The sequence below is a fragment of the Streptomyces sp. NPDC051976 genome, from assembly GCF_040680795.1.
GTDB lineage: Bacteria > Actinomycetota > Actinomycetes > Streptomycetales > Streptomycetaceae > Actinacidiphila.
In genome coordinates, this window is sequence record NZ_JBFAXL010000019.1 from 127,938 (window position 1) to 151,164 (window position 23,227).

At 72.7% G+C, this 23,227-nt stretch carries 16 protein-coding genes, 1 tRNA gene and 2 pseudogenes; 10 read left to right on the forward strand and 9 right to left on the reverse strand.

All coding sequences use genetic code 11. The features are described 5' to 3' along the window. Positions 1–438: 438 nt before the first annotated feature. On the reverse strand, positions 439–1,728 hold the full coding sequence (locus tag AB0M29_RS20500; protein WP_365384431.1) for a DUF3631 domain-containing protein: 1,290 nt from the start codon (positions 1,726–1,728) through the stop codon (positions 439–441). Between the two features lie 631 nt (positions 1,729–2,359). Continuing rightward, positions 2,360–2,593, reverse strand: a complete 234-nt coding sequence (locus AB0M29_RS20505; protein WP_365384432.1) for a hypothetical protein — start codon at positions 2,591–2,593, stop codon at positions 2,360–2,362. Between the two features lie 96 nt (positions 2,594–2,689). Between AB0M29_RS20505 and AB0M29_RS20510 the strand changes: the two genes are divergently transcribed. Both AB0M29_RS20510 and AB0M29_RS20515 read left to right on the forward strand, forming a co-directional pair. Then, a complete protein-coding gene (locus tag AB0M29_RS20510) occupies positions 2,690–3,382 on the forward strand; it encodes a helix-turn-helix transcriptional regulator (RefSeq protein WP_365384434.1) in 693 nt (230 codons plus the stop codon). Next, positions 3,379–4,971 (forward strand): tyrosine-type recombinase/integrase, encoded by a 1,593-nt coding sequence (locus tag AB0M29_RS20515; RefSeq protein WP_365384435.1) that lies wholly within the window; start codon positions 3,379–3,381, stop codon positions 4,969–4,971. Before AB0M29_RS20510 ends, AB0M29_RS20515 begins: the two co-directional genes overlap by 4 nt. A 127-nt stretch (positions 4,972–5,098) precedes the next feature. Here the strand turns inward: AB0M29_RS20515 and AB0M29_RS20520 are convergent. The 4 genes from AB0M29_RS20520 to AB0M29_RS20535 all read right to left on the reverse strand — a co-directional run bounded on the left by AB0M29_RS20520 (position 5,099) and on the right by AB0M29_RS20535 (position 8,774). Further along, a tRNA-Thr gene (locus tag AB0M29_RS20520) sits at positions 5,099–5,172 on the reverse strand. A gap of 114 nt (positions 5,173–5,286) precedes the next feature. Further along, a complete protein-coding gene (locus AB0M29_RS20525; RefSeq protein ID WP_365384437.1) occupies positions 5,287–6,852 on the reverse strand; it encodes an alpha/beta hydrolase in 1,566 nt (521 codons plus the stop codon). A 175-nt stretch (positions 6,853–7,027) separates the two neighbouring features. After that, a complete protein-coding gene (locus AB0M29_RS20530) occupies positions 7,028–8,161 on the reverse strand; it encodes a hypothetical protein (RefSeq protein WP_365384438.1) in 1,134 nt (377 codons plus the stop codon). A 199-nt stretch (positions 8,162–8,360) separates the two neighbouring features. Further along, entirely contained in the window at positions 8,361–8,774 is a 414-nt protein-coding gene (locus AB0M29_RS20535; RefSeq protein WP_365384440.1) for a helix-turn-helix domain-containing protein, read from the reverse strand. A gap of 119 nt (positions 8,775–8,893) precedes the next feature. Between AB0M29_RS20535 and AB0M29_RS20540 the strand changes: the two genes are divergently transcribed. Continuing rightward, positions 8,894–9,829, forward strand: coding sequence for an NADP-dependent oxidoreductase (locus AB0M29_RS20540; protein ID WP_365384442.1), 936 nt, complete (start codon positions 8,894–8,896; stop codon positions 9,827–9,829). A 25-nt stretch (positions 9,830–9,854) separates the two neighbouring features. Here AB0M29_RS20540 and AB0M29_RS20545 read toward each other — a convergent pair whose 3' ends face one another. Next, positions 9,855–11,072 carry a DNA polymerase III subunit delta' gene (locus AB0M29_RS20545; RefSeq protein ID WP_365384443.1) on the reverse strand — a complete coding sequence of 406 codons (1,218 nt, stop codon included), beginning with the start codon at positions 11,070–11,072 and terminating at the stop codon, positions 9,855–9,857. Between the two features lie 321 nt (positions 11,073–11,393). Further along, the gene (locus tag AB0M29_RS20550) at positions 11,394–13,622 is read right to left on the reverse strand and encodes an asparagine synthase-related protein (RefSeq protein ID WP_365384445.1); all 2,229 of its coding nucleotides are present in this window, start codon (positions 13,620–13,622) and stop codon (positions 11,394–11,396) included. Between the two features lie 846 nt (positions 13,623–14,468). On the opposite strand from AB0M29_RS20550, the gene AB0M29_RS20555 reads away from it, so the two are divergent. Both AB0M29_RS20555 and lhgO read left to right on the forward strand, forming a co-directional pair. Further along, positions 14,469–15,884, forward strand: coding sequence for an MFS transporter (locus AB0M29_RS20555; RefSeq protein ID WP_365384447.1), 1,416 nt, complete (start codon positions 14,469–14,471; stop codon positions 15,882–15,884). Positions 15,885–16,000: 116 nt separating this feature from the next. Continuing rightward, entirely contained in the window at positions 16,001–17,272 is a 1,272-nt protein-coding gene (gene lhgO, locus AB0M29_RS20560; protein WP_365384449.1) for an L-2-hydroxyglutarate oxidase, read from the forward strand. A gap of 31 nt (positions 17,273–17,303) precedes the next feature. On the opposite strand, the gene metG is transcribed toward lhgO, so the two are convergent. Further along, the gene (gene metG, locus AB0M29_RS20565) at positions 17,304–18,857 is read right to left on the reverse strand and encodes a methionine--tRNA ligase (protein ID WP_365384451.1); all 1,554 of its coding nucleotides are present in this window, start codon (positions 18,855–18,857) and stop codon (positions 17,304–17,306) included. A gap of 654 nt (positions 18,858–19,511) precedes the next feature. Between metG and trmB the strand changes: the two genes are divergently transcribed. The 5 genes and pseudogenes from trmB to AB0M29_RS20590 form a co-directional block, all read left to right on the forward strand. After that, positions 19,512–20,402, forward strand: a complete 891-nt coding sequence (gene trmB, locus AB0M29_RS20570) for a tRNA (guanosine(46)-N7)-methyltransferase TrmB (RefSeq protein ID WP_365384453.1) — start codon at positions 19,512–19,514, stop codon at positions 20,400–20,402. A 294-nt stretch (positions 20,403–20,696) separates the two neighbouring features. Continuing rightward, positions 20,697–21,977, forward strand: a pseudogene (locus tag AB0M29_RS20575) (PrsW family intramembrane metalloprotease); the annotation flags it as partial. 13 nt (positions 21,978–21,990) lie between these two features. Beyond that, positions 21,991–22,326 (forward strand): hypothetical protein, encoded by a 336-nt coding sequence (locus tag AB0M29_RS20580; RefSeq protein WP_365384454.1) that lies wholly within the window; start codon positions 21,991–21,993, stop codon positions 22,324–22,326. Between the two features lie 72 nt (positions 22,327–22,398). Beyond that, positions 22,399–22,968: a Uma2 family endonuclease gene (locus tag AB0M29_RS20585; RefSeq protein ID WP_365384456.1), complete on the forward strand. Its 570-nt coding sequence runs from the start codon at positions 22,399–22,401 to the stop codon at positions 22,966–22,968. A 40-nt stretch (positions 22,969–23,008) separates the two neighbouring features. Continuing rightward, positions 23,009–23,130, forward strand: a pseudogene (locus tag AB0M29_RS20590) (helix-turn-helix transcriptional regulator); the annotation flags it as partial. Positions 23,131–23,227 lie beyond the last annotated feature (97 nt).

Below are 23,227 nucleotides of genomic sequence, written 5' to 3' on the forward strand. Positions count from 1 at the left end.
GGACCAGCTGACGTTCGGAATCGGTGCGGTGGCTGGTTCGGCGGGTGGGCACGAGTGGCTTTCGTGTGCTGGTCCGCGTGCTGGGAGGGCTGACCGGGCGGGCGGACCAGGCTGGAGTGGTCCGCCGGTTGACCTGCGGAGACTTCCGGTCAGTGGGCTTCGCGCCCGCCGGGTGAACGAATCTCGCGTCCACCCGGCGAACGCAGAGCGCGTTCACTCGTGAAGCGATCCGGTTCTCGGGAAACTGAAATCGTGGAGCTGTTCCGACAGGCGCGTCGGGCCGAGGACGGTCAGCAACCCGTCCCACCCGTTGCGCGGCTGGTCAGGGCAGGTACGGGTTGCCGTCGTGGTACGGGTCGACCCGTCACGGCCCCGCAACCCGTCCCGCGCTGACCTGCGACGGGACGGGTGATGCGGGTTGATGAGGGTATGCGTCGGTCAGCGGCGCGGACCCGTACCAGGCGCCGGAGGCGTAGTCGGCAGGCCCACCGATGCCACGCTGCGTCGCGGTGTCTGAGGCGACGACCGTGCCCGCGCCTCAGATTCGCTGCGTTCAGGTCCAGTCGGCAGCACTTCTTGACGGGCACCCGGAGATGGTGCCGCGACAGGCTCCGGCGCGGGACAGTAGCGGTCCCAGGCGTCGGCGAAGTGAGCCCGTGTGTAGCCGCGGCGCTGGGTGCGATCGTCGAAGCGGCGGTTGGTGGAGCTGATCTCGTAGTCCTTCAGCAGGATCTGGAGCCCGCGGGCGGTCAGGCCCTGCGGACCGTACTCGTGCCAGGGCGCTTCCGGATCGGACTTCAGGGCGTGCAGCAGTGTCTCGGTGGGCAGGTGCGACGGGTTGCCGAGATCGGCGAACACACCCCGTATGTCGACCAGGATGCGGATCTTGGCGCCTCGATCGTGCTCGTTGCCCTTCTCCCGATCTGTCATCACCTGGCACGCCGTTCGCGCCCGCTGCGGCCAGGCCCCGCCGGCGAGGTCGGCGACGGCGACCAGAGGCTCCCACGTGTCGGCGGCCCGGTCACGGACCGGCATGGCCGGCACCAGGATCGCCGCCGCCTCCAACTGCGACCCCGACCAGTCGGCGAGGCGGGCCCGCACCGCCTGGAGGAACGGCACATCGGTCCGCGTGCGGAAGTCATCGACGTGCTCGCTCTCCAGACGCTTGCGCATCCGGATCACCACCGCCCGGTCCATGATCGTGTCGGGCAGGTCACCGATCCCGGCGATCGCCGCCATCGCGAACGTCGGGAACTTCACCGGCTTATGCTCCGACCCCATCACCCGCGTGGTGGGGCGGTTGCGCTGGTGGCCGGCGTTGAGCAGACCGCGCATCTCCTCGTTCTTCTCCGCCACCCTGGCGCTGCCGAAGATCGTGTCTGCCTCGTCCACCAGCAGCGTCGGCGGTTCCTCCGTGATCGACCGGAATATCGCCGACGGCGACGCGTTCACCGTGATGAACGGTTCATGGACCGTCTCGAGGAGTACGTCCAGCAGCCTCGACTTCCCGCACGCCTTCGTCGGCGCGACGATCGCCAGCCGCGGCGCGTGCTGCCACGCCGGCTGCAAATGCGTGGCCGCGATCCACAACGTGATCGCGTCCAACGCCTCCGGACTCGGCGGGACCACGTATCGGCCCACGGCTGCCCGCAGGTCGTCGAGCAATCCAGCGCCCACAGCCTGTGGACGGTCCGCGGATGGCTGCTCGGGTCCGCGCGGACCTGACATTTCCTGGTCCGCCGGACCGGGCCCCGCGCCACGTGGTCCGCTGGTCTGCTCGGCTGGTCCGCGGTCCGGTCCGCCATACGCGTCGGTGTGGTCCGCAGCCGCACGGTCCGGACCACCCGGTTCCCGGCCGTCAGCCTTGTTGGTCCGCTGGCCGGAACTTCCGGTCGGCGGACCAGCCGCCGCGCTGTCGTGGTCCGCAAGGTCCACCGCCCTGACCTGCGGGGACCACGACTGGTCCTCGCCTTGGTCCGTGCGGACCACTGGTCCCGGGACCATTCGCTCAGCCTCGGTCCGGTCCCCGGCATCCGGGCTCGCGGTCCGATCCCCTCCGGGGCCGGCCGGCCGACCAGCGGACCGGCCACCGTTGGTCCGCTGGTCCGCTCCCGCGGTGGTCCCCTGGTCCGCGGACCGCTCGGGGACCGGCCCTTGTGCGCCGGTTGTTGGTCCGCCAGCCACCCGGCCTTGTCCGCCCGGAATCGCCACCGGCGGCCACGCCGAGCTCGGGGGCGCGCCGTCGGCGCCTGGGTTCGTACGGGTCATGCATCACTCCTCGAACGGCGGGCGGCAGGTCGAAACGCCTGTCCCACCGGGGTGGATTGGTGAAGGCAGCCTGGGGAGGTACTGGCAGCGCTCACGCCGCCAGGCCCAGCAGGGCCTGCAGTTCGGCGGTCACCACCCGGTAGGCGTTGCCCAGCCTCAGCACCCGGCACGGGTACTGCCCGCGCTTCGCGAGTTCGTAGCCCTTGCTGCGCCCAAGGCCCAGCGCCCTGTTCGCCGTCTCCAGGTCCACCGCCGCCGGCAGCCCCAGCAACTCCTCCCGGCTCATTCCCCGCACCGTCGGACGGGCCGTCTCGGCCACACCCATACACAGCTCCGCTCGTTCCGTGAGCTCTCGGCGAACACCGTCTGATGCTCGTTCTCCCAGCTCACGTAACCATCCTGACAACGCTATTGTGTCTCTGTGACACAACTCGATCCTGACGATGGAACCGCGGACGACTACGAGGACGAGGAGGACTACGACGTACCGGAGTGGACCGACCAGGTCATGGCGACCGTGGCGGCCGAGGTTCGACGGCGGAGGAAGGAGCGGGACATGAGCGCACAGGAGCTGGCCGACGCCTGCGCCGAGATCGGCCACCCGATCCCCCGCAACGTCATCGCCAACATGGAATCCGGACGCCGCTCAATCCTGCCGCTCGTCGACGTCATCGTCCTCGCCGAGGCGCTCGGCACGCACCCAGCCCTGTTGATCTTCCCGCTGGGACACATCAGCCAGGTGCAACGACTCCCCCTCCAGGACGCGGTCTCCCCTTGGGAGGCCATGAGTTGGTTCGACGGGGACTCCGGCTACGGCATGGACGGAGCCCTTGTTCGCGCCTTCCGCGAATACCAGCGGCATGAAGCCACCACCTTCGACGCCTGGAACGACATGCGGAACCGCGACAACGATGCGCAATCCGCCACTGACCCCAAGAAGCGCGCACATGCCCGCCAAGCCGCGGAACGAGCCATCGCACGCCTCGAAACAGCAACCGCACACTCGAATGCCAGCCGCGAACGCATCCGTCGCATTCTTGGTCCGTCGGGGCAGTTGCCGCGCGATCTGCGTTCACTCACATCCGACACCCTCAACAGAACGGACAGCATTTGAAGGGCTCCACTCACCGCCGCTGCTATTGCCGCGACCCCAAAACGGGCCGCCCCCTCGGCAAGAACTGCCCCAAGTTCACCACCCGGAAGCACGGCTCCTACTCCGTACGCCAGGAACTTCCGCCCCGCCCAGACGGCTCCCGCCGCGCCTTCAACCGGGCCGGCTACGAGACGCTCAAGGCCGCCCAGGTTGACCTCGACCACGTACGCGCCCTTCTCGGCCTGGCCGAGTCGGACGACCCAGAGGCCATCGCACTGATCGCGTCCATGCTGGCGGAGGTCAGCGAGGAGAAGGCCCCGCTCCCCGACGTCGAGGAGACGAGGCGGCGGCTGAGGTCCGGGCAGAACCTCATCGGCCGGATCACCGTCGGCGAATGGCTGGACCAGTGGCTCGCCGCGAAGCGCATACGCAAGTCGGGCATCAGCCGCTACGAGACCGACATCCGAATCCACCTCAAGCCGCGCATCGGGCACCTTCGTCTCGACCGGCTCAGGGTCAGCCACCTCAGCGACATGTTCACCGCCATCGCCGACGCCAACGCCGAGGTCCTGGAACAGAACGCCCAGCGGAAAGCAGCGGTCGCCGAGCTGGCCACCGTTCCGTGGAAGGGCGCCGAGCATCGCGCGCGCCGCAAGGCGATGAAGGAGGCCATCGACGCCATGCCGGCGATTCGGCGTGTGACCGGTCCGGCGACGCGGCTGCATGTCAAGGCCACTCTGCGGGCGGCGCTCAACGACGCCATCAGCCAGCAGATCATCACCTTCAACCCCGCGGCCCACGTCGAGATCGACCCCGTACGCAAGCCCAAGGCCCTTGTGTGGACGGACGAACGGGTCGAGAAGTGGCGCAGGACCAGCGAGAAGCCCTCCCCGGTCATGGTCTGGACGCCTCAGCAGACCGGCGCGTTCCTCGACTTCGTCGCCGAGGACCGGCTGTACGCGATGTGGCATCTGATCGCCTTCCGCGGCCTGCGGCGAGGTGAGGCATGCGGTCAGCCCTGGTCCGAGACCAACCTCGACGCACACTCCCTCACCGTCTCTGCTCAACTCGTCCAGGACGGCTGGCTGGTCGAGACCTCCGAGCCCAAGACGGACAGCGGCTTCCGGGTGATCGCCTTGGACGACGACACCGTCGGAGTGCTGAAGCGGCACCGCGAGGGTCAGGAGGCCGACCGCGAGGAATGGGCCTCAGCCTGGGTGGAGACCGGGCTCGTCTTCACGCAGGAGGACGGCTCCTGGCTGCACCCCGGCAAGGTGACCGATCTGTTCGAGCGGCTCGTCGCCACGTCCGGTCTGCCACCGATCCGGCTGCACGACCTCCGCCACGGCGCCGCCACCCTCATGCTCGCCGCCGGCGTCGACGTGAAGGTCGTCTCCGACACCCTCGGTCACAGCGACACCCGGATCACGCGGGACATCTACCAGAGCGTCCTCCCCGAGGTCGGCAAGAACGCCGCCGAAGCCACCGCCAAGCTCGTCCCCCTCCAGCGCAAGACCGAGGCCGAGCAGGCGCGGAAGGCCACGAAGAAGGACAAGGAAGCGCAGGCCCGGACCAAGAAGAAGGGCAAGCGCAAGAAGCCCAAGAAGTAGGCCCCGAGCGGCTCCGCTCACGCATCGCTCACGCAAGCCATCTCGCAACACCTCGGCCGCGTGACGTGGCATGCACCGGAAAAGCCAAAAGGCCAGGTCACGAGCTATGTGACCTGGCCTTTTCGGGAGCCGCCTTCGGGATTCGAACCCGAGACCTACGCATTACGAGTGCGTTGCTCTGGCCAACTGAGCTAAGGCGGCATGTCGGTGCGGAGCCAAGATTGGCAGCAGCGGCGGCGCCAAGTCTACAGGGTTGTGGGGGGTGGTCCTGACGGGGTGGGGATCATGGAAGGGTGCAGGTCAGGGCCCCCGGGGCTAGGTGCAGGTCTTGTGGGGCGGGGGGACGGTGTCGTGGAGGAGGTAGGCGTTGACGGCGGAGTCGATGCAGTCGGAGCCGCGGGCGTAGGCGGTGTGGCCGTCGCCGTCGTAGGTGAGGAGGTGGCCGGAGGAGAGCTGGGAGGCGAGGGAGACGGCCCAGGCGTAGGGGGTGGCGGGGTCGCGGATGGTGCCGACGACGAGGATCGGTCCTGAGCCCTTGGCGGTGATGCGCTGGGCGTGGCCGGTGGAGGGGGTCGGCCAGTAGCCGCAGATGAGGGAGGACCAGGCCAGGGTGGTGCCGAAGTGCGGGGACGCCTTCTGGAAGGCGGGCAGCGCGGCCTTGACGTCGGCCGGGGAGCGCAGGGCCGGGGGCAGGTCGAGGCAGTTCACGGCGGCGTTGGCGTACATCAGGTTGCTGTACTTGCCGCTGTCGTCGCGCTCGTAGTAGCTGTCGGAGAGCTTGAGCAGCGGGCCGCCGTCGCCCTTCTCGGCGCTGGCCAGGGCGCCGCGCAGGGACGCCCAGGCGCCCTGGTCGTACATCGCGGCGATCACGCCGGTGGTGCCGAGGGCCTCGGTGAGGCGGCGGGAGGTGCCGGTGGCCAGCGGGTGGGAGTCGAGGGACTTGAAGAAGGCGTCGAGCCGCTTGCCCGCGTCGTCGACCGAGGCGGTGCCGAGCGGGCAGTCGGCGCGCTGGACGCAGTCCTTCGCGAAGGCGGTGAAGGCCGTCTCGAAGCCGCCCGCCTGGGCGCGGCTGCTCTCCAGGGAGCCGACGGACGGGTCCATGGCGCCGTCGAGCACCATACGGCCGACGCGCTGCGGGAAGAGCCCGGCGTAGGTGGCGCCGAGGAAGGTGCCGTACGACTTGCCGACGTAGTTGAGCTTCTGGTCGCCGAGCAGCGCGCGCAGGATGTCCATGTCGCGGGCCGAGTCCACGGTCGAGACATGGGCGAGGAGCTTGGCGGAACGCTGCTTGCAGCCGTTGGCGAACTGGCGGTCGGCGGCGGTCAGTTTGTTGATCTCGGCGTTGTCGTCCGGGGTGGTGTCGACGTTGGTGAAGGCGTCCATCTGCGCGTCGCTGAGGCACTCGACGGGCTCGCTGCGGGCGACGCCGCGCGGGTCGACGGCGGCCATGTCGTACCGCGAGGTGACGGCGGCCGGGTAGCCGAGGGCGGCGTACTGCAGGTAGTCGATCGCCGAGCCGCCGGGCCCACCCGGGTTGACCAGCAGCGATCCCAGCGGCTTGGCCGAGCCGGTGGCCTTCTTGCGGGCGACGGCGAGCGTGAGGGAGTCGGCGGCGACGGGGTGGGCGTAGTCCAGCGGGACCTTCATCGAGGAGCAGTCGAACCCGGGGACGCCGCAGGAGCGCCACTTCAGCTTCTGCCCGTAGTACGGGGTCAGGTCGGCCGGACTGCCGGCCGGGAGCGGCTTGAGCGAGTTGGTCGCGGGGACCGGCGACGACGCCGCGGCATTGTGGCCACCCCCGTCGGTGGAGCATGCGGACAGCAGCAGACCTGTCACCGCGATCACGGTGGCGGGGATGCGCAGCAGGCGCTTGGAGTGCATCGGCGGCTCGGGTCCTCCCGTCGGGTGAGTTCGAGCGTATAGGCCGTCTGTCTCGGACTGGCGCTCACGCTGTCCTCTTACGAGTGATGGCTCCTGATCAAGGATGGTACGAGCGATGCGCCGGGGCGAACGATCACCACGGACCCGGGCGCGGCGTACGGGACGGTGTCCGGTGTCACTGCGGCAGCCCGTGCGTACCGATCCTCGGGGGGCGGGGCGGCCGCGCACTGGCGGTTGGTGTGGTGGGCCGCGGCGCGCTGAGCCGCCGCGTGGTGGGCCCCGGCGTACCGGCCCGCTGTGCACCGGCCCGCGGCGCGCTGGGAGTCGGCGTACTGACCGGCGGCGGATTGGGCGGCAGCGCGCCGGCGGCGACCCGCGTCGGGCCGTCCAGCTTCTCCGTCAGGTACGCCGCCGCGAGGGCGTACAGCTCGCCGCGGCGGGCGGAGACGCCGTCGATGACGCGGACCTGGTCGCCGTGGGCGTGGAGGGCGTCGCGCAGGTCGCGGTTGGTGCCACGGCCGGTGGGGGCGCCGGTGACGGAGGCGAGCAGCAGGGGCGGGCGTACGGCGCCGGGCGTGGGGAGCGGCGGCGGATAGCTGCCGGACAGGCCCGCGGCGGCGCCGAAACGGTCCGGATGGGCGAACGCCTCCCGTACGGCGCAGGGCGCACCGGCCCCGGCGCCGAGGACGCCGCGGGCGGTGGTCGCGGACAGCACGCGGTACTGGCGGGCGACCTCGGCCAGCACGGTCCCGGTGTCCTGGCCGCAGTCGCGCGGCATGACGACCAGGAAGGGGTCGGACCGCCCGCGCTTGGCCTGCCGCGCGAAGCCGTCGTAGACCTCGTCGGCGCCGTCGGCGGGTACGTCCGCCACCACGACGGGGTACGCCAGGTGCGCGGCGTTCTTCGAGTCGTACCAGGGCGGCGTCCACACCCGGATGCCGGCGCGCAGCTCCTGGAGGGTGCCGCCGGAGGGGTGGCCGAGGGTGCGCAGCTCGGGCGGTGGCGGGGCGGGCGCGGGGGTGCGCGGCGGTGCCGGTGGCGCGGTGACGGGGGCGGCGGCGGTGGCCACCACGACCCGCGGGGCGGGGGCGGCCGCCGGGCCGCTCAGCAGCGGTACGGCCAGCGCGATGGCGACGGCCGCCGCGACCACGGCCGCGCCGGACCACACCACGGTGCCCCGGTGGTCGACGCGCAGCTCGTACGGCCGCCCGGCGCGCTGCGCCCACCAGTGCCGCAGGGCGCGTTGGGCGAGCAGCAGCGCCGCGGCGGCGGCCGCGAGCAGCAGGACGGACAGGACGACGTCGGCCACTGGCAGCAACCTCTCGTGCGGCTGCGGCCCCGCCTGGGCGTGGAGCGATGCGCGCACGGATTGCGGGCACGGGGTGCGGAGACGCTCTCTGCACCTTGCAACGGCGCCCGGCCCCGGGCAGGGAGCCGTTACGGTCCCGGGCCGGCGATCACCCGAAGGCAGTAACCGTACGGACGATCAGACCGCGCCGACGCAGGCCCTAGACCCCGGCCACGACCGGGCCCGGCTCCGGCCTGGTCTCGTACGCCGCCCGCGCGTCCAGGATCTCGACCATGTGCACCTCGGCCCACGACCGCACGGACTGCAGCAGCTCGGCGGCGTTGAACCCGAGGTCGGTGAGGGCGTACTCCACCCGGGGCGGGATGGTCGGGTAGACGGTACGGATCAGCAGGCCGTCGCGTTCGAGGTTGCGCAGCGCCTGGGTGAGGGATTTCTGGGTGATCCCGTCGAGGTAGCGGCGCAGCTCGCCGAAGCGCAGCGGGCCGCGGGCGAGGGTCGGCAGGATCAGCACGGTCCACTTGCTGCCAAGGACGTCAAGGACGGTACGGGACGGGCAGGTCCGGAGGTACGCGTCGGCGCCGCCACTTTCCCGCAGGTCATCACAGGTATCCATAGGGTACCTATATACCTGGAAGGTGCCTACTTCACAAGTGATACCGCCCAGGCACACGATATGGGGGCACCACCGAGCACCACTGGAAACCGATGTCGACCCCCACCCAGGAGCCCTCCATGCTGTCCATCGTCCAGAACTCCCTCGGCGGCCCCGAGGTCCTGGAGCCCGCCGAGACGGAGATCCCGGAACCGGCGTTCACCGAGGTGCAGGTGCGCGTGCACGCCACCTCCGTCAACCCGGTCGAGACGTACGTCCGGGCCGGTCACTTCCCCCTGATCGGGCAGCCGCCCTTCGTCCTCGGCTGGGACGTGTCGGGCGTCGTCACCAAGGTCGGCCCCGGAGCCTCGCGCTTCGCGGTGGGCGACGAGGTCTTCGGCATGCCGCACTTCCCGCGCGCGGCGAGCGCGTACTCCGAGTACATCGTCTCCCCCACCCGCATGCTGGCCCGCAAGCCCGCCTCCCTCGACCACGTCCACGCCGCCGCGCTTCCGCTGGTCGGGCTCACCGCCTGGCAGGGGCTCGTCGACTTCGCGCAGGTCGGCGAGGGTGACCGCGTGCTGGTCCACGCGGCGGGCGGCGGCGTCGGGCACATCGCCGTACAGATCGCGAAGGCCCGCGGGGCGTACGTCATCGGCACGGCCAGTACGGCCAAGGTCGACTTCGTCCGCTCGCTCGGCGCCGACGAGGTGATCGACTACCGCACGACGGACTTCGCCGAGGTCGTCCGCGACACCGACGTCGTCTTCGACGTCGTCGGCAGCGGCACCGGCGAGCGGTCCTTCCCCACCCTGCGGCGCGGCGGCACCCTCCTCACCGCCGTCGAACACGGCAACGCCGAACTGCGCGCCAAGACGGAGGCCGCGGGCCTGCGGTTCCTGGGCGTCGCCGTCGAGCCCGACTACACCGGGCTCGAGGCCCTTGCCCGCCTGGTCGAGGACGGCAAGCTGCGGCCGCACGTCTCCAGCGTGCTGCCGCTACGGGACGCGGCGAAGGCGCACGAGCTGGTCGAGTCGGGGAGCACGCAGGGCAAGGTCGTTCTGACGGCGGCCTGAGCGGTTGGGGGGTCCGGGGGGAGGGTCAGCCCGCGCGGAGGGCGAGGGTCATGGCCTCTACGGCGAGGAGGGGGGCGACGTTGCGGTCGAGGGCGTCGCGGCAGGCGAGGACGGCCTCGATCCGGCGGAGGCTCTGCTCGGGCCGGGAGGAGGAGGCGATCTGCTCGATGCCGTCCCGTATCTCGGTGTTGGCGATGCCGCCGGGAGCCCGGAGCTGGAGGGCGAGCACGTCGCGGTAGAACGCGGCGAGGTCGGTGAGGGCCAGGTCGAGGGTGTCGCGCTGGGTACGGGTGGAGCGCCGCTTCTGGCGGTCGGCCAGTTCCTTCATGACACCGGCCGTGCCGCGAGGCATCCGGCTACCGGCCCCCGCCGCCGCGCCGAGCGCGGCCCGCATCTCCTCGGTCTCCTTGCCGTCGACCTCCTCGGCCACCGCCTTCGCGTCCTCGGCCGCCGAGTCGACGAGTTCCTGGGCGGCGCGCAGGCAGCCGCCGATGTCGGCCACCCGCAAGGGCACCCGCAGTACGGCGGCGCGCCGGGCTCGCGCGGTCTCGTCGGTGGCCAGCCGCCGCGCCCGCCCGATGTGTCCCTGCGTCGCCCGGGCGACCCGCGCCGCCAGTTCGGGCTCGATGCCGTCCCGCCGCATCAGCACGTCCGCGACGGCCTCCGGGGACGGCGTCCGCAGGCTCAACAGCCGGCAGCGCGAACGGATCGTGGGCAGCGCGTCCTCCACCGACGGCGCGCACAGCAGCCACACCGTCCGCGGCGCGGGCTCCTCCACCGCCTTCAGCAGCACATTCCCCGCGCCCTCGGTCAGCCGGTCGGCGTCCTCCATCACGATCACCTGCCAGCGGCGCCCCGCGGGGGAGAGCGCGGCCCGCCGCACCAACTCCCGCGTCTCCTTCACGCCGATCGACAGCAGGTCGGACCGTACGAACTCCACGTCCGCGTGCGTGCCCACCAGCGTCGTGTGGCACCCGTCGCAGAACCCGCACCCGGGCGCGCCGCCCAGCGCCCTGTCCGGGCTCGTGCACTGCAGTGCCGCCGCGAAGGCCCTTGCCGCCGTCGACCTTCCCGAGCCCGGGGGGCCCGTGAACAGCCAGGCGTGCGTCATCCGTGACGCCGCGCCGCCCTCCCACGTCCCTCCTGACGACTCCGCCGTCACCTGGGCGTCCGCGTCCGCCGCCGCGGCCGCCAGCTCGGCCACCACCCGCTCCTGGCCGACCACGTCATCCCAAACCGGCATCCTTCACCCCTTCACCTCGCCCCCCATTCTGCGGCACCCCACCGACACCCCCGCCCAGCGCGCCTACGGCGCGGTGTTTCCCACCCGCACCACCCGTGCGGGTGGGTGGGCAGGTGCCGGTCTTCTGGTGGGGCACACCCACCATCGGCGACTGATCGCCCGTGACCCGAGGGGGGCGGGGGCGCAGGGGGAGGGGTGGGGAATGCTGCCGGATATTTGTGGCGCGGAAGAGGATGCCCCGACGAAGTGCCAGAAGCGCCGTAAATATCCGATTCCCCACCCCTCCCCCGGAGCCCCCGCTCCCCGACCCACGACCCCGCCTCACAGCGAAAGCCGCTGCACTCCCCCCGCCACCGCCCGCTGCTCCGGCGCGTCCGCGCCGGTCCAGCACGACCCCCGCCGCGCCAGCAACCGCCGCAACCACACCTCGGTGGCGACGAGGTCGCCGAGCCCGTCCAGCGACACCGCCTCCCCCTCCGCCGCCGCCGCGAGGGCACCCCGCACCACCCGCGCGTCCACCAACCCCGCATCGGCGAGCAGCGGCGCGTCGAACAGATCGAGCAGCCCGCCCAGCGACGACCGCAGCCCGGCCCGCGCGGCGGCCGCCGTGGAGACATGCGAGTTGGCGCCCCACCCGGGCGGCAACTCCCGCACTCCCGCCCCCTCCAGCACTTCCCGCAGCACCTCGGCCCGCGCCCCCGGCCGCACGCGCAGAGCGCCGGGAAGGGCGCGGCACGCCCGGACGACCTGGTTGTCGAGGAAGGGCGCGTGCAGCCGCTGGCTGCGGACGGCGGCGGCCTGCTCGTAGACGCGGAAGTCGGCGGCGTGGCGGGCGAGCGCGGCGCGGGCGCGCCGCTCGCCGGGGCGTTCCATGGGCCAGGGCCGCCGGGCGGCGTCCTGGAGCCGCACCGATACTTCGGCGAGCGCCTCACCCGTGAGCCAGCGGGCGGCGGGACCCGGCCGGACCCAGGCCATCGCGGCGAGGGAGGCACCGAGCGGCCCGGCACCCGGGGCGGAGAACTCATGCCGGAGGAGCCGGGCGGCGGCGTCCTCCACACCCTGTTGATAAGGGGTACGGGCCAGCCGCCGCGCGGCCCGGTAGACGGTGACGGGCACGGTGAAGGGGACGAGCGCGGGGTGGTGCGCGAGCGCGCCGTCGGCGCGGGTGAGGGCGGCAACGGGGCGTACGAGGTGGCGGCGGCGCCGGTCCATGAGGAGGTCGGCCAGGCGCGCGGGGTGGGCGTCGAGGACGAACCGGGCGCCGTAGCCGATGAGATGGTCGGCGCCGCCCGCGGCGAGCCGCAGCCGGTGCCGCTCGGCGACGACCAGCGACGGCCCCGGCTCGTCGGTGAGCGGTCCGGCGAGCGCGCCGCCGGCGAGATCGGCGTACGGCAGCGCCTCGGCGCCACCGGGCACCACGACGTGCCGCAGCCGCGGATCGGCGGCCATCACCCGGGCCCGCTCCAACTCCGCCTCGCGGCCGGGAGTTTGCAGGGCGCCGCCGCCCGCGAGGTCGTTGAAGGTCACGGCCAGCAGCCGCTCGCCCGCGAGCGACCCGCGCCCGGGAAGGGTGCCGGGCATGCCGGGGAGTCCGGCAGCGAGGAGCGCCAGGGTCGCGGAGGCGCTGCCGCCGGAGAGGTCGGCGCCGATGCCGGGCGCGGGCCCGTCCCCGGCGTCGGGCACGAACCGCGGCTGCGCGAGCCGGGCGCGTACCGCTTCGACGAGGGCGTCGCGTACGCCCTCGACGGCCGCTTCGGCGTCGGCGGCGTTGGAGGGCTGATGGCCGACGGCGAGCGAGGCGGTGGCCTCGTAGCTGCTGATCTCGGGCGCGCCGTCGCGGAGGATGAGCGCGTGACCGGGGGGTACGCGGCGTACGCCCACGTACGGGGTGCCGTCGCCGAGCGCCTCGGGGGCGTCGGGGCAGGCGAGGACGGCGGCGAGGTGGGTGACGTCGAGCCCGGCCTCGATGAGGTCGGCGAGCGGGAGCGCGGCGGTGGCGTAGGCCGTACCGCCCGACCAGGGGGTGTGGAAGACGGGCCGGGCGCCGGCGAGGTCGCCGAGTACGGTGATGCGGCGGCCGATCTGGAGCACGGCGGTGTAGCCGCCGGACCAGGCGGTCACATGGCGCAGGGCGCCGCCGCGGGCGGCGACCAGGCCGAGCCGCAGTTCGGCGTCGGTGGCGCCGCAGCGCCCGAGGATGGCCAGCCGGGCGACGGAGTGCGGCGAACCGCCGTTGACGCCGCGCCCGTTGGTCCCGCCGCCGTACGCACCGCCTCCGTGGCCGCCCCCGTATCCGTCGCCATAGGCGGAGCCGTTCCCGTAACCGCCCCCGTAGGACGAGCCGTTGCCGTACGCGCCTCCGTAGGCGCCGCCCGCGCCGCCCGCGTCGGCCGTGACGACTCTGACCTCGTCGGGGCGCCAGTCACCGACCGCCCAGAGCGGATCGGGGTCGCCCCAGAGGAGTTGGGCGCCGACGGGCAGCACCGAACGGGCCCTCGCGCCGGGAACGGGACCCGCGGTGGCACTCCTCCACCCCACCAACCACCGCATCGCCGCCTCCACAGGCTGTGGACAGCCGGCGCGCGGAGTCGACTGCCCGCCCTGCTCCGCCCGCCGCCACGTCTGAAGTCCGAAAGACCATGCTGCCACGTGACAGCGCGCAAAGCGGCGCATGGGTGCACCAAGGCGCACCGGGTCGCACTCGGGGGGCGAGCGGGAAACGCGCATCAGCCGAAACGTCTGATTCGCGCCAAAGTCTGCGGCACATGCCAGAGTTGATATGCCGGAAAACCAAGTCCGCTTCCTGGGCTCGGATTTCACGGACGATCACGGACGATCACGGATCGGAGCGGAGTGGGCACGGAGCGGGAACGGGTCGCGGGCGGGACCTGTGCGGGCGGGATGTGCGGTGGGCCGGGGCGGGAGGCGGGTCCACGGCCCGGGAGGGCGCGTGCGCACCTCCCGGGCCGGTCCACCGCCCGCGGGGATTGTGGCGGCGGAACCCCCTGGCCCGCCGTCCACCGCCATAGCCGCCTGCCGGGGTCACGGGCCGACCCACGGCTTCCATGCAACTGCCGCCCTGTGGAACGGCACAGAGCGCACGGCCGGGCGCACGGCCACATATTCCGGGAGCACGCGCCAAACCTGTCGCGCGTAAGGGGCAGGATTCCCGCCATCCGGCACGAGACTCTTAACGGTCGGGATGCGGCGAACTACGCTGGGTGTACCCGGTTCGCACACGTACGCGCGGCTCGGGTATCCGGCGCATGCGCCGCACTGGCCGTGAGGCGGCCTCCGCGGTGGCTGAATCGGACTCCAGGGGAGGGCGAACCCCGTACCCCACGACAAGACCAGGCCGGCCGGCCTGCCCCCAGCGGCATCACGAGGTGAACCGCAGTGAACAGAGAACACCGCGGGCCGAACGAGAAACTCGGCACCCTTCTCGCTCTGGCGGGCATCAGCAACGCCGGACTGGCCCGCAGGGTCAACGACCTTGGTGCGCAACGTGGTCTGACGCTGCGTTATGACAAGACGTCGGTCGCGCGCTGGGTCGCCAAGGGCATGGTCCCGCAGGGTGCCGCGCCCCATCTGATCGCGGCGGCCATAGGAGCCAAGCTCGGCCGCCCCGTACCGCTGCACGAGATCGGTCTCGCGGACGCCGACCCGGCGCCTGAGGTCGGTCTGGCGTTCCCGCGTGACGTCGGCGAGGCGGTGAAATCGGCCACCGACCTGTGGCGGCTGGATCTGGCCGGGCGGCGCGGTCCCGGCGGCGCGGGGATCTGGCAGAGCTTGGCTGGATCTTTCGCAGTGAGCGCTTACGTGACCCCCGCGTCGCGCTGGTTGATCACCCCGGCGGACGCCACGGTGGCCCGCGACGCCCCCGCGCCGGGCATGAACCACGTCGGCCACAGCGATGTGTCCAAGCTGCGGGAGGCCGCGGAGGACGCCCGCCGCTGGGACTCCAAGTACGGTGGCGGCGACTGGCGTTCGGGCATGGTGCCGGAGTGCCTGCGGGTCGAGGCGGCGCCGCTGCTCCTGGGCTCGTACAGCGACGACGTGGGCCGGGCGCTGTTCGGCGCCACCGCCGAACTGACCCGGCTGGCCGGGTGGATGGCCTTCGACACCGGCCAGCAGGAGGCCGCCCAGCGGTACTACATCCAGGCGCTGCGGCTGGCCCGCGCGGCCGCCGACGTACCCCTCGGCGGCTACGTCCTGGCCTCGATGTCACTCCAGGCCACCTACCGCAACTTCGCCGACGAGGGCGTCGACCTCGCGCAGGCCGCGCTGGAGCGCAACCGGGGCCTGGCCACCGCCCGCACGATGAGCTTCTTCCACCTCGTCGAGGCCCGCGCGCACGCCAAGGCGGGCGAGGCGGCGGCCTGCGGCGCGTCCCTGGCCGCCGCGGAGGCGCTGCTGGAGCGGTCCCGGGACGGCGACGCCGACCCGAACTGGCTGGGCTTCTACTCCTACGACCGGCTCGCCGCCGACGCCGCCGAGTGCTACCGCGACCTGCGGGTGCCGCGCCAGGTGCAGCGCTTCACCGAGCAGGCGCTGGCCCGGCCGACCGAGGAGTTCGTCCGCTCGCACGGCCTGCGGCTGGTCGTCTCGGCCGTCGCGGAGCTGGAGTCCGGCAACCTCGACGCGGCGTGCGCGGCGGGGGTGAAGGCCGTCGAGGTCGCGGGCCGGATCTCCTCCGCCCGCACCACCGAGTACGTCCGCGACCTGCTGCACCGCCTGGAGCCGTACAACGACGAGCCGCGCGTCCTGGAACTGCGGGAACGCGCCCGGCCGCTGCTGGCCGCCCCGGCGTAGACACGCGCGCGGAAGCACTGGGGGGAGCACTACCGGGAGTACGGGTTTGGCGCGGATGTCAGGGGGCCAGTTCATGATGGGGAGACACCGCTGGGCCGCACCGTCAGGGAGGTGCCGTGGCAGACAACACCGCGGGTAGGGCGAAGACCGCCGACGTCGGCGTGCCCGTCGACGACGTCGTCGTCATCGGCGCGGGCATCGTCGGCCTCTCGACCGCGTACGCCCTCACCCGCGCCGCCCCCGGCACCCGGATCACCGTGGTCGAGAAGGAGGCGGGCCCGGCCCGCCACCAGACCGGCCGCAACAGCGGGGTGATCCACAGCGGCATCTACTACCGCCCCGGCTCCCTCAAGGCGCGGTACGCCCTGTCCGGGTCCGCCGAGATGGCGAAGTTCTGCGCCGAGCACGGCATCCCGCACGAGATCACCGGCAAGCTGATCGTCGCCACCGAGCAGGCCGAGCTGCCCCGGCTGCACGCCCTGGTGCAGCGCGGCCGCGAGCACGGCATCCCCGTACGGGAACTGGGCCCGGCCCAGATCGCCGAGTACGAACCCGAGGTCGCGGGCCTGGCCGCCATCCACGTCGGCACCACCGGCATCGTCGACTTCGGCGCCGTCGCCACCACCCTCGGCCAGCTCGCCACCGACGCGGGCTGCCGTATCCGGTACGGCACCCAGGTCCGCGCCATCGACCAGCGCGCCGACGGGCTGATCACCGTGGGCACCGCCGACGCCGCCGGGCGCCCCGCCCCGCCGATACGGGCGAAGGTGCTGGTCAACTGCGCGGGCCTGCACTGCGACCGGATCGCCCGGCTGGCCGGGCACGACCCCGGCATGGAGATCGTGCCCTTCCGCGGCGAGTTCTACGAGCTGGCCCCGGCCCGCCGCGGCCTGGTGCGCGGCCTGGTCTACCCGGTCCCCGACCCCGACTTCCCCTTCCTCGGCGTCCACCTCACCCGCGACGTCCACGGCGGCGTCCACCTCGGCCCCAACGCCGTGCCCGCCCTCGCCCGCGAGGGCTACCGGCGCTCCACCATCCGCCTGCGCGACCTCGCAGAAACCGCCCGCTTCCCCGGCACCTGGCGCATCGCCCGCCGCCACTGGCGCCAGGAGGTCGGCGAGATCCGCCGCTCGGTCTCCAAGCGCGCCTTCACCACCAACGCCCAACGCCTCCTCCCCGCGCTCCGCCCCACCGACCTCCTCCCCGCCCCCGCCGGCGTCCGCGCCCAGGCGGTCCTCCCCGACGGCACCCTCGTCGACGACTTCCTCTTCGGCGGCACCGCCCCCTTCGTCCACGTCCTCAACGCCCCCTCCCCCGCCGCCACCGCCTCCCTCCCCATCGGCCGCGAAGTCGCCACCCGCGCCCTGGAAGCCCTCCGCCAGACCTAGGCCCTCCGGGTGCGCCGCCGCGCCGCGCGCCTCAGGGCGCCAACCGCGGAAAGAGCGGGACCGGGCTCGGAAGAAGGCCACCGGAGGGCGCGGCGCACTGCGCGGTGATCGCCGCAGCGGCTCCAGGCAGGAAGGGCGCCAGGTAGGTGCCGAGGTCGCGGCACGCTCCGATGAGGGCAGCGAGGGCCGCGTCCAGGCGGGGAGTGGCCGCGGCGTCCCCCGCCCGCTCGGCCGCCGCCAGCTCCCAGGGCCTCGTGCCCTCGATACAGCGGTTGGCCTCCTCCACGACGGTCCAGAGCGCGGCGGCGGCCCGCCGGAAATCGAAGTCCTCCAGGGCAGCAGCGATCGCCCCGGGCGCGTCCCGCCGCACCGCCCCCAGCGCCTCGGTGGACGCGTCGTCCGCCACCCCACCGCCCGGCACGATCCCCCCGCGGTACCGGTGAACCATGGTCACCACCCGCTTCACCAGATTCCCGAGGCCGCCCGCCAGATCCGCGTCCGCCCGCCCGACAAGCCGCTCCACGGTGAAATCCGCGTCCCCCACCCGCGGCACATCCCGCAGCAGCCACCACCGGACCGCGTCCGCCCCGTACGCGGCGACCAGCTCCACCGGATCCACGGACGTACGCCCGCCCGCCCCCGCCCCCGACTTACTGATCTTGCGCCCGTCGACGGTGAGGTAGTCGTGCACCAGCACATCCGTGGGCAGCGGAAGCCCCGCCGACAGCAGCATGGCGGGCCAGTACACGGCGTGGAACCGCAGCACGCCCTTCCCGACCAGATGCACCCGCCGCCCGCCGCCCGCCCCCGCCCACCAGCGGTCGTACTCCGCGCCACCGGCCCCGTAGCCGAGGCTGGTCACGTAGTTGCCGAGCGCGTCCCACCAGACGTAGACGACCTGCCCGGTGTCGTCGGGGACGGGGATGCCCCAGCCCCGGGCGCGGCTGTGGGAGCGCGAGACGGAGAAGTCGTGCAGGCCGCCCGCGATGAGGCCGAGCACCTCGTTACGGCGGGAGGCCGGTTCGATCCGCAGCCGCCCGCTGGTGATCAGCTCGTGCAGGGCGTCGCCGTATCGGGACAGCCGGAAGAACCAGTTCTCCTCGGCCACCTGCCGCGGCTCGGTGCCGTGCTCGGGACAGCGCCCGTCGGCCAGCTCGTCGGGCGCGTAGAACTGCTCGCAGCCGACGCAGTACAGCCCCTCGTAGTGCTTGCGGTACAGGTCGCCCGCGGCGGCGCACTCCCGCCACAGCCGCTCGACCCCGGCGCGGTGCCGGGGATCACTGCTGGTGCGGATGAAGTCGTCGAAGGACAGCGCCAGCGGTTCGCGCAGCGCCGCGAAGGCGGCGGCGTTGCGGTCCACGAACTCCTGCACGCCGATCCCCGCGGCCTCCGCCGCCAGCACGTTCTTCAGCGAGTTGTCGTCCGTCCCGCTCAGGAACCGCACCCGGTCCCCCACCTGCCGCCGGTGCCGCGCCAGCACGTCCGCCTGCACCAGCTCCAGCGCGAACCCCAGGTGCGGGCGCGCGTTGACGTACGGGATGGTCGTGGTGACGTAGTAGCGCTGCTCGCCTGGCTCGTCGCTCATCGGAACTCCTCCTTCGAGGAGGCGGGGCTCCGGTGCTCGGACACGCGAAAGGCCCCGTCTCCGGGGCCTTGGATGTCGTCACACGTCCGCGTCAGCAGCCCCGCTGGCGGGGCATCATGGCGAACGCGGGTGTGATCATGCCTCCGATGCTAGCGCCTCGCGGCGGGCGGAGGCCGGATACTTCGCGCCCGGGAGCGGCGGCGACGCCCGGATCCCGGAGCGTTCCGCGGGCAACGCGGCCGTCGACGCACGGCGACGCGCGGTCGGCCTCGGCAAATCGCGGCACGGCGATCCGCCGCCGGAGCACCCGGCACCACGGTCATCCGCGGCACCGCCGCCCGCCGCCCGCCGCCCGCCGCCCGCCGCCCGCCGCCCGCCGCCGAAGCACCCCGCACCGCGGCCGCCCGCGGCACCGCCGCCCGCCGCCGGAGCACCCCGCACCGCGGTCAACCGCGGCACCGCCGCCCGCCGCCGGAGCACCCGGCACCGCGGTCACCCGCGGCACCGCCGCCCGCCGCCCGCCGCCCGCCGCCGGAGCACCCCGCACCGCGGTCACCCGCGGCACCGCCGCTAGCCGCTAGCCGCTAGCCGCTAGCCGGAGCGGAACCGTGGCGTGAGCCGCCACTCCCCCGGCCCCGTAGAATCGGACGCATTGTGTCCAGCTCTCCCCAGACCCCCGTAGATGCCGCCGCCGCCCAGGTCACGCCTGGTCCGCGTGAGGGTGGCGAGTCCCCGCACGGGCAGCGCCCGGTGGACGGGGCGGCCCGACCGGAGCCGCAGCAGGCGCCGCAGGCGCAGACTCAGCAGCCGCGTTGGCCGAAGTTTCCGGCGGGGCCCGCGCCGGATCCGGCGGGGTCGCGGGGGGAGCACCGGATCAGGTCGTTCCACGCCCGGAGGGGCCGTATCACGCAGGCGCAGGCGGCGGCGATCGAGCGGCACTGGGACGCGTGGGGCGTGGAGCTGGACGGCAGCCCGCTGGACCTGGCGGCGCTGTTCGGGGCCCCGGGCGCCGCGGACCTGCCCGTGGTGCTGGAGATCGGCTTCGGTATGGGCGACGCCACCGCGCGGATGGCGGCGGCGGACCCGATCACGGGGATCCTCGCCGTGGACGTGCACACGCCCGGCCAGGGCAACCTGCTGGCGCTCGCCGACCGTGAGGGCCTGACGAACGTACGGGTGGCCAACGGCGACGCGATCGTGCTGCTGCGCGACATGCTGCCGCCCGCCTCCCTCGCGGGACTGCGCGTGTACTTCCCCGACCCGTGGCCGAAGGCGAAGCACCACAAGCGGCGGCTGATCCAGCCGGAGTTCCTCGCCCTGGTCACCCCGCTGCTGCGCCCCGGCGCGGTCGTGCACTGCGCGACGGACTGGGAGCCGTACGCCGAGCAGATGCTGGAAGTGCTCGGCGCCGCACCGGGCCTGGCCAACCAGCACCCGGCGGAAGGCTTCGCTCCGCGCCCGGAGTTCCGCCCGATGACGAAGTTCGAGCGGCAGGGTCTGGCCAAGGGCCACGTCGTACGTGACCTGCTGTTCACCCGGACATGACCCGCTGCTGAACCAGCGGAGAACACGGTCCGGTGTCGCCTGGGCACGCACTCTCGCCTACGGCCGCCTGCCCCCCGTACTGTCGACAAGGTGTCCACGTACTCGCACGCGCCCGACTCGCCTCACGGCCATGTCCTCGGACAGCCGGCCGCTGAGTACGCGGACGTGAGGTACCGCGGGTCGGACACGCCCGGCGCGGCTACGGCGGGACCGGTGGGTCCGGTTCACGCGAGCCCGTCGGACCCCGAGAGTCCGGCGGACCCCATGGACCCCGCCCCGCCCACCGGTCATCACTGGCACTACTCCCCGCGCCGCCCTTTCTGGGAGAGCCGGGGGGTGCGCACGGGCGCCCTCTTCACCGCGCTCGCCGTCTGCGGCGTCGTCATCCTCGCGGTGGTGCGCCAGCACATCGGCACCGAGGAGTTCCTGGTCGGCCTGGCGCTGGCGATCCTGCCGGTGCCGCTGCTGGTCTGGGCGTTCCTCTGGCTCGACCATGTGGCGCCGAGCCCCTGGCAGAACGTGGTGTTCGCCTTCTCGTGGGGCGCCTGCGCGGCGACCCTCGTCGCGCTGTTCGCCAACGAGTACGGCGCCAAGCTGCTCGCCGAGACCTTCTCCGCGTCGCCGACGCAGTCCGACCAGTGGGGGGCGACCTTCGTCGCGCCACTCGTGGAGGAGACCGCGAAGGGCGCCGCGATCCTGCTGCTCTTCCTCTTCCGCCGCCGCAACTTCGCGAGCCTCGTCGACGGCATCGTGATCAGCGGACTGGCCGCGACCGGCTTCGCGTTCACCGAGAACATCCTCTACCTGGGTACGGCCTTCGGTGAGGACAAGGCCCTCGGCTCGTCGGTGCTCGGCTCGGCGACGGCCGCCACCTTCTTCGTACGCGTCCTGATGACGCCCTTCGCGCACCCGCTGTTCACGGCCATGACCGGCATCGGGTTCGCGATCGCCGCCACCACCCGCCCCGGGCCGCTGCGCTGGATCGCCCCGCTGTGCGGCTGGCTGCTCGCGATGGTGCTGCACGGGGTGTGGAACAGCACCTCGGAGCTCTCCCCGATGGGCTTCCTGATCACGTACGTGGCCGTCATGATCCCCGTCTTCGGGCTGGTCGTCTGGCTCGCGATCTGGGCCCGCGCCCGCGAGTTGCGGACGATCCGCACCAACCTGCCGCTGTACGCCTCGGCGGGCTGGCTGACGGTGGCCGAGCCGTTCGCGCTGGCGTCCATGAAGGCGCGCGGCCTCGCCCGCGACACCGCGCGCCGCCACAGCGAGGCGGCGGCGCGTGCGGTACGGGACTACACCGCCTTCGCCACCCACCTGGCCTTCCTGCGCGCCGCCGCCTCCCGCGGCCTGCCCGTTCCCGACTTCGCTGCCCGAGAGGCCGAGCTCCTCCACCACCTGTGGCAGCGCAAGGGCTGGGCCCAACCGGCCCTGACCCACGCCAACTGGACCCTGCACCCCCAACCCCCACCGCCAACCCCCTTCCCCGCGTCCTTCCCCGCACCGCGCCCTCCCTGGCCCCCCACGCCGTACGCGCCGCCGCCCCACCCACCCCAGGGGCCGCGACATCTCTAAGGAGGCACTCGTCGTGATCGAGCTGAAGACACCACTGGCAGTCGTAGCGCTCCGCTGGGTACCCGAGTCCGACGGCGGCCGCCCCTCCGGCCCGCCCACCGCCCCCGTCTACGCGGCCACCGCCGCCTTCTGCCCGGGCGAAACCGTAGGCCCCGACGCCGACCTGATGAGCGTCCTCCTCCAACGCACGGCCAGCCTCCCCGACGGCACCGAAACCGCCAACATCGGCTTCCTCGCCCCCACCCTCGCCGAACCCCACCTCACCGTAGGCGCCCCCTTGTTGATCACAGAGGGCCCAAAGATCGTCGCCCACGCGACCATCCAGGAGGTCCTCCACCCGCGGGTCTGACCCTGACGCCGGGCGGCAAGGTAGGGACGACAGGTGCCTCCGGGTCGGAGGCACCTGTAGGAAGATGGACGCATGGACTACGAGCGAATCCGTGCCGTCGCCGAGGACCTGGCCAAGCACACGCCTGACACTGTGCGGGGCTTCGAGATCAGTGGCGACGAAATCGTCATGATGATGTCCCCCTCACGGCCGCACGAGCGCACCGCACTACGCATTCGCCAACAGCTCGACCAGCAGCTTCCTCCCGAGCTGGTTGCCCACACGGGTGGCGAAGTAGAAGATGCCGCGCTCGGCAAGCTGCGACGCCCCGACGTCATCGTCGTCTCGAATGCAGCGTTCGACGAGGACACAATGGACCCCTTCCATCCCGACGACGTCGCCCTCGTCGTCGAAGTGGTCTCACCGTCGAACCACACCAACGACTACGTCGAGAAGGTCCACGACTACTCGGCCATGGGCATCGAGCACTACCTCCTGGTCGACCCCCGCAAGAGCGCCCTCGTCGCATTCTCCGACCCCGGCCCCGGCCCCGAAGGCCCCCGCTACCGCGCCCAGCACGACTACGCCTTCGGCGACCCGGTCAGCATCGGCCCCTGGTCCCTCACCACGACCGACCTCCGGCCGTACCCGACGACCGCCTGAACGACGTCCTCGCCCATCACCTTGGTGCGACTCCGCGAGACGGAAAGGCCTGACGCTCGAAGAAGCGGGGAAGCTCGTCAGCGTCTCGAAGGCGACAGTGAGCCGATACGAGACCGAGGAAGGCTCGGTCGAGTGGCCATCGTGGACGCCCTGTGCCGTGAGTAGGGAGTGTCTAATAAACGGCGGATCTGTTGATCATGGAGACGCCAAGTGAGTGAGATGACGATCGAGCCCGAGTCCGTGCCTGAACCGGTCGGTG

Bases quoted from the DNA above. Each gene is read 5' to 3' on its own strand.
- AB0M29_RS20500 (WP_365384431.1), bottom strand. From the start codon at position 1,728: ATGTCAGGTCCGCGCGGACCCGAGCAGCCATCCGCGGACCGTCCACAG.
- AB0M29_RS20505 (WP_365384432.1), bottom strand. From the start codon at position 2,593: ATGGGTGTGGCCGAGACGGCCCGTCCGACGGTGCGGGGAATGAGCCGG.
- AB0M29_RS20525 (WP_365384437.1), bottom strand. From the start codon at position 6,852: ATGCACTCCAAGCGCCTGCTGCGCATCCCCGCCACCGTGATCGCGGTG.
- AB0M29_RS20535 (WP_365384440.1), bottom strand. From the start codon at position 8,774: ATGGATACCTGTGATGACCTGCGGGAAAGTGGCGGCGCCGACGCGTAC.
- AB0M29_RS20540 (WP_365384442.1), top strand. From the start codon at position 8,894: ATGCTGTCCATCGTCCAGAACTCCCTCGGCGGCCCCGAGGTCCTGGAG.
- AB0M29_RS20545 (WP_365384443.1), bottom strand. From the start codon at position 11,072: ATGCCGGTTTGGGATGACGTGGTCGGCCAGGAGCGGGTGGTGGCCGAG.
- AB0M29_RS20550 (WP_365384445.1), bottom strand. From the start codon at position 13,622: ATGCGGTGGTTGGTGGGGTGGAGGAGTGCCACCGCGGGTCCCGTTCCC.
- metG (WP_365384451.1), bottom strand. From the start codon at position 18,857: ATGAGCGACGAGCCAGGCGAGCAGCGCTACTACGTCACCACGACCATC.
- AB0M29_RS20585 (WP_365384456.1), top strand. From the start codon at position 22,399: ATGGACTACGAGCGAATCCGTGCCGTCGCCGAGGACCTGGCCAAGCAC.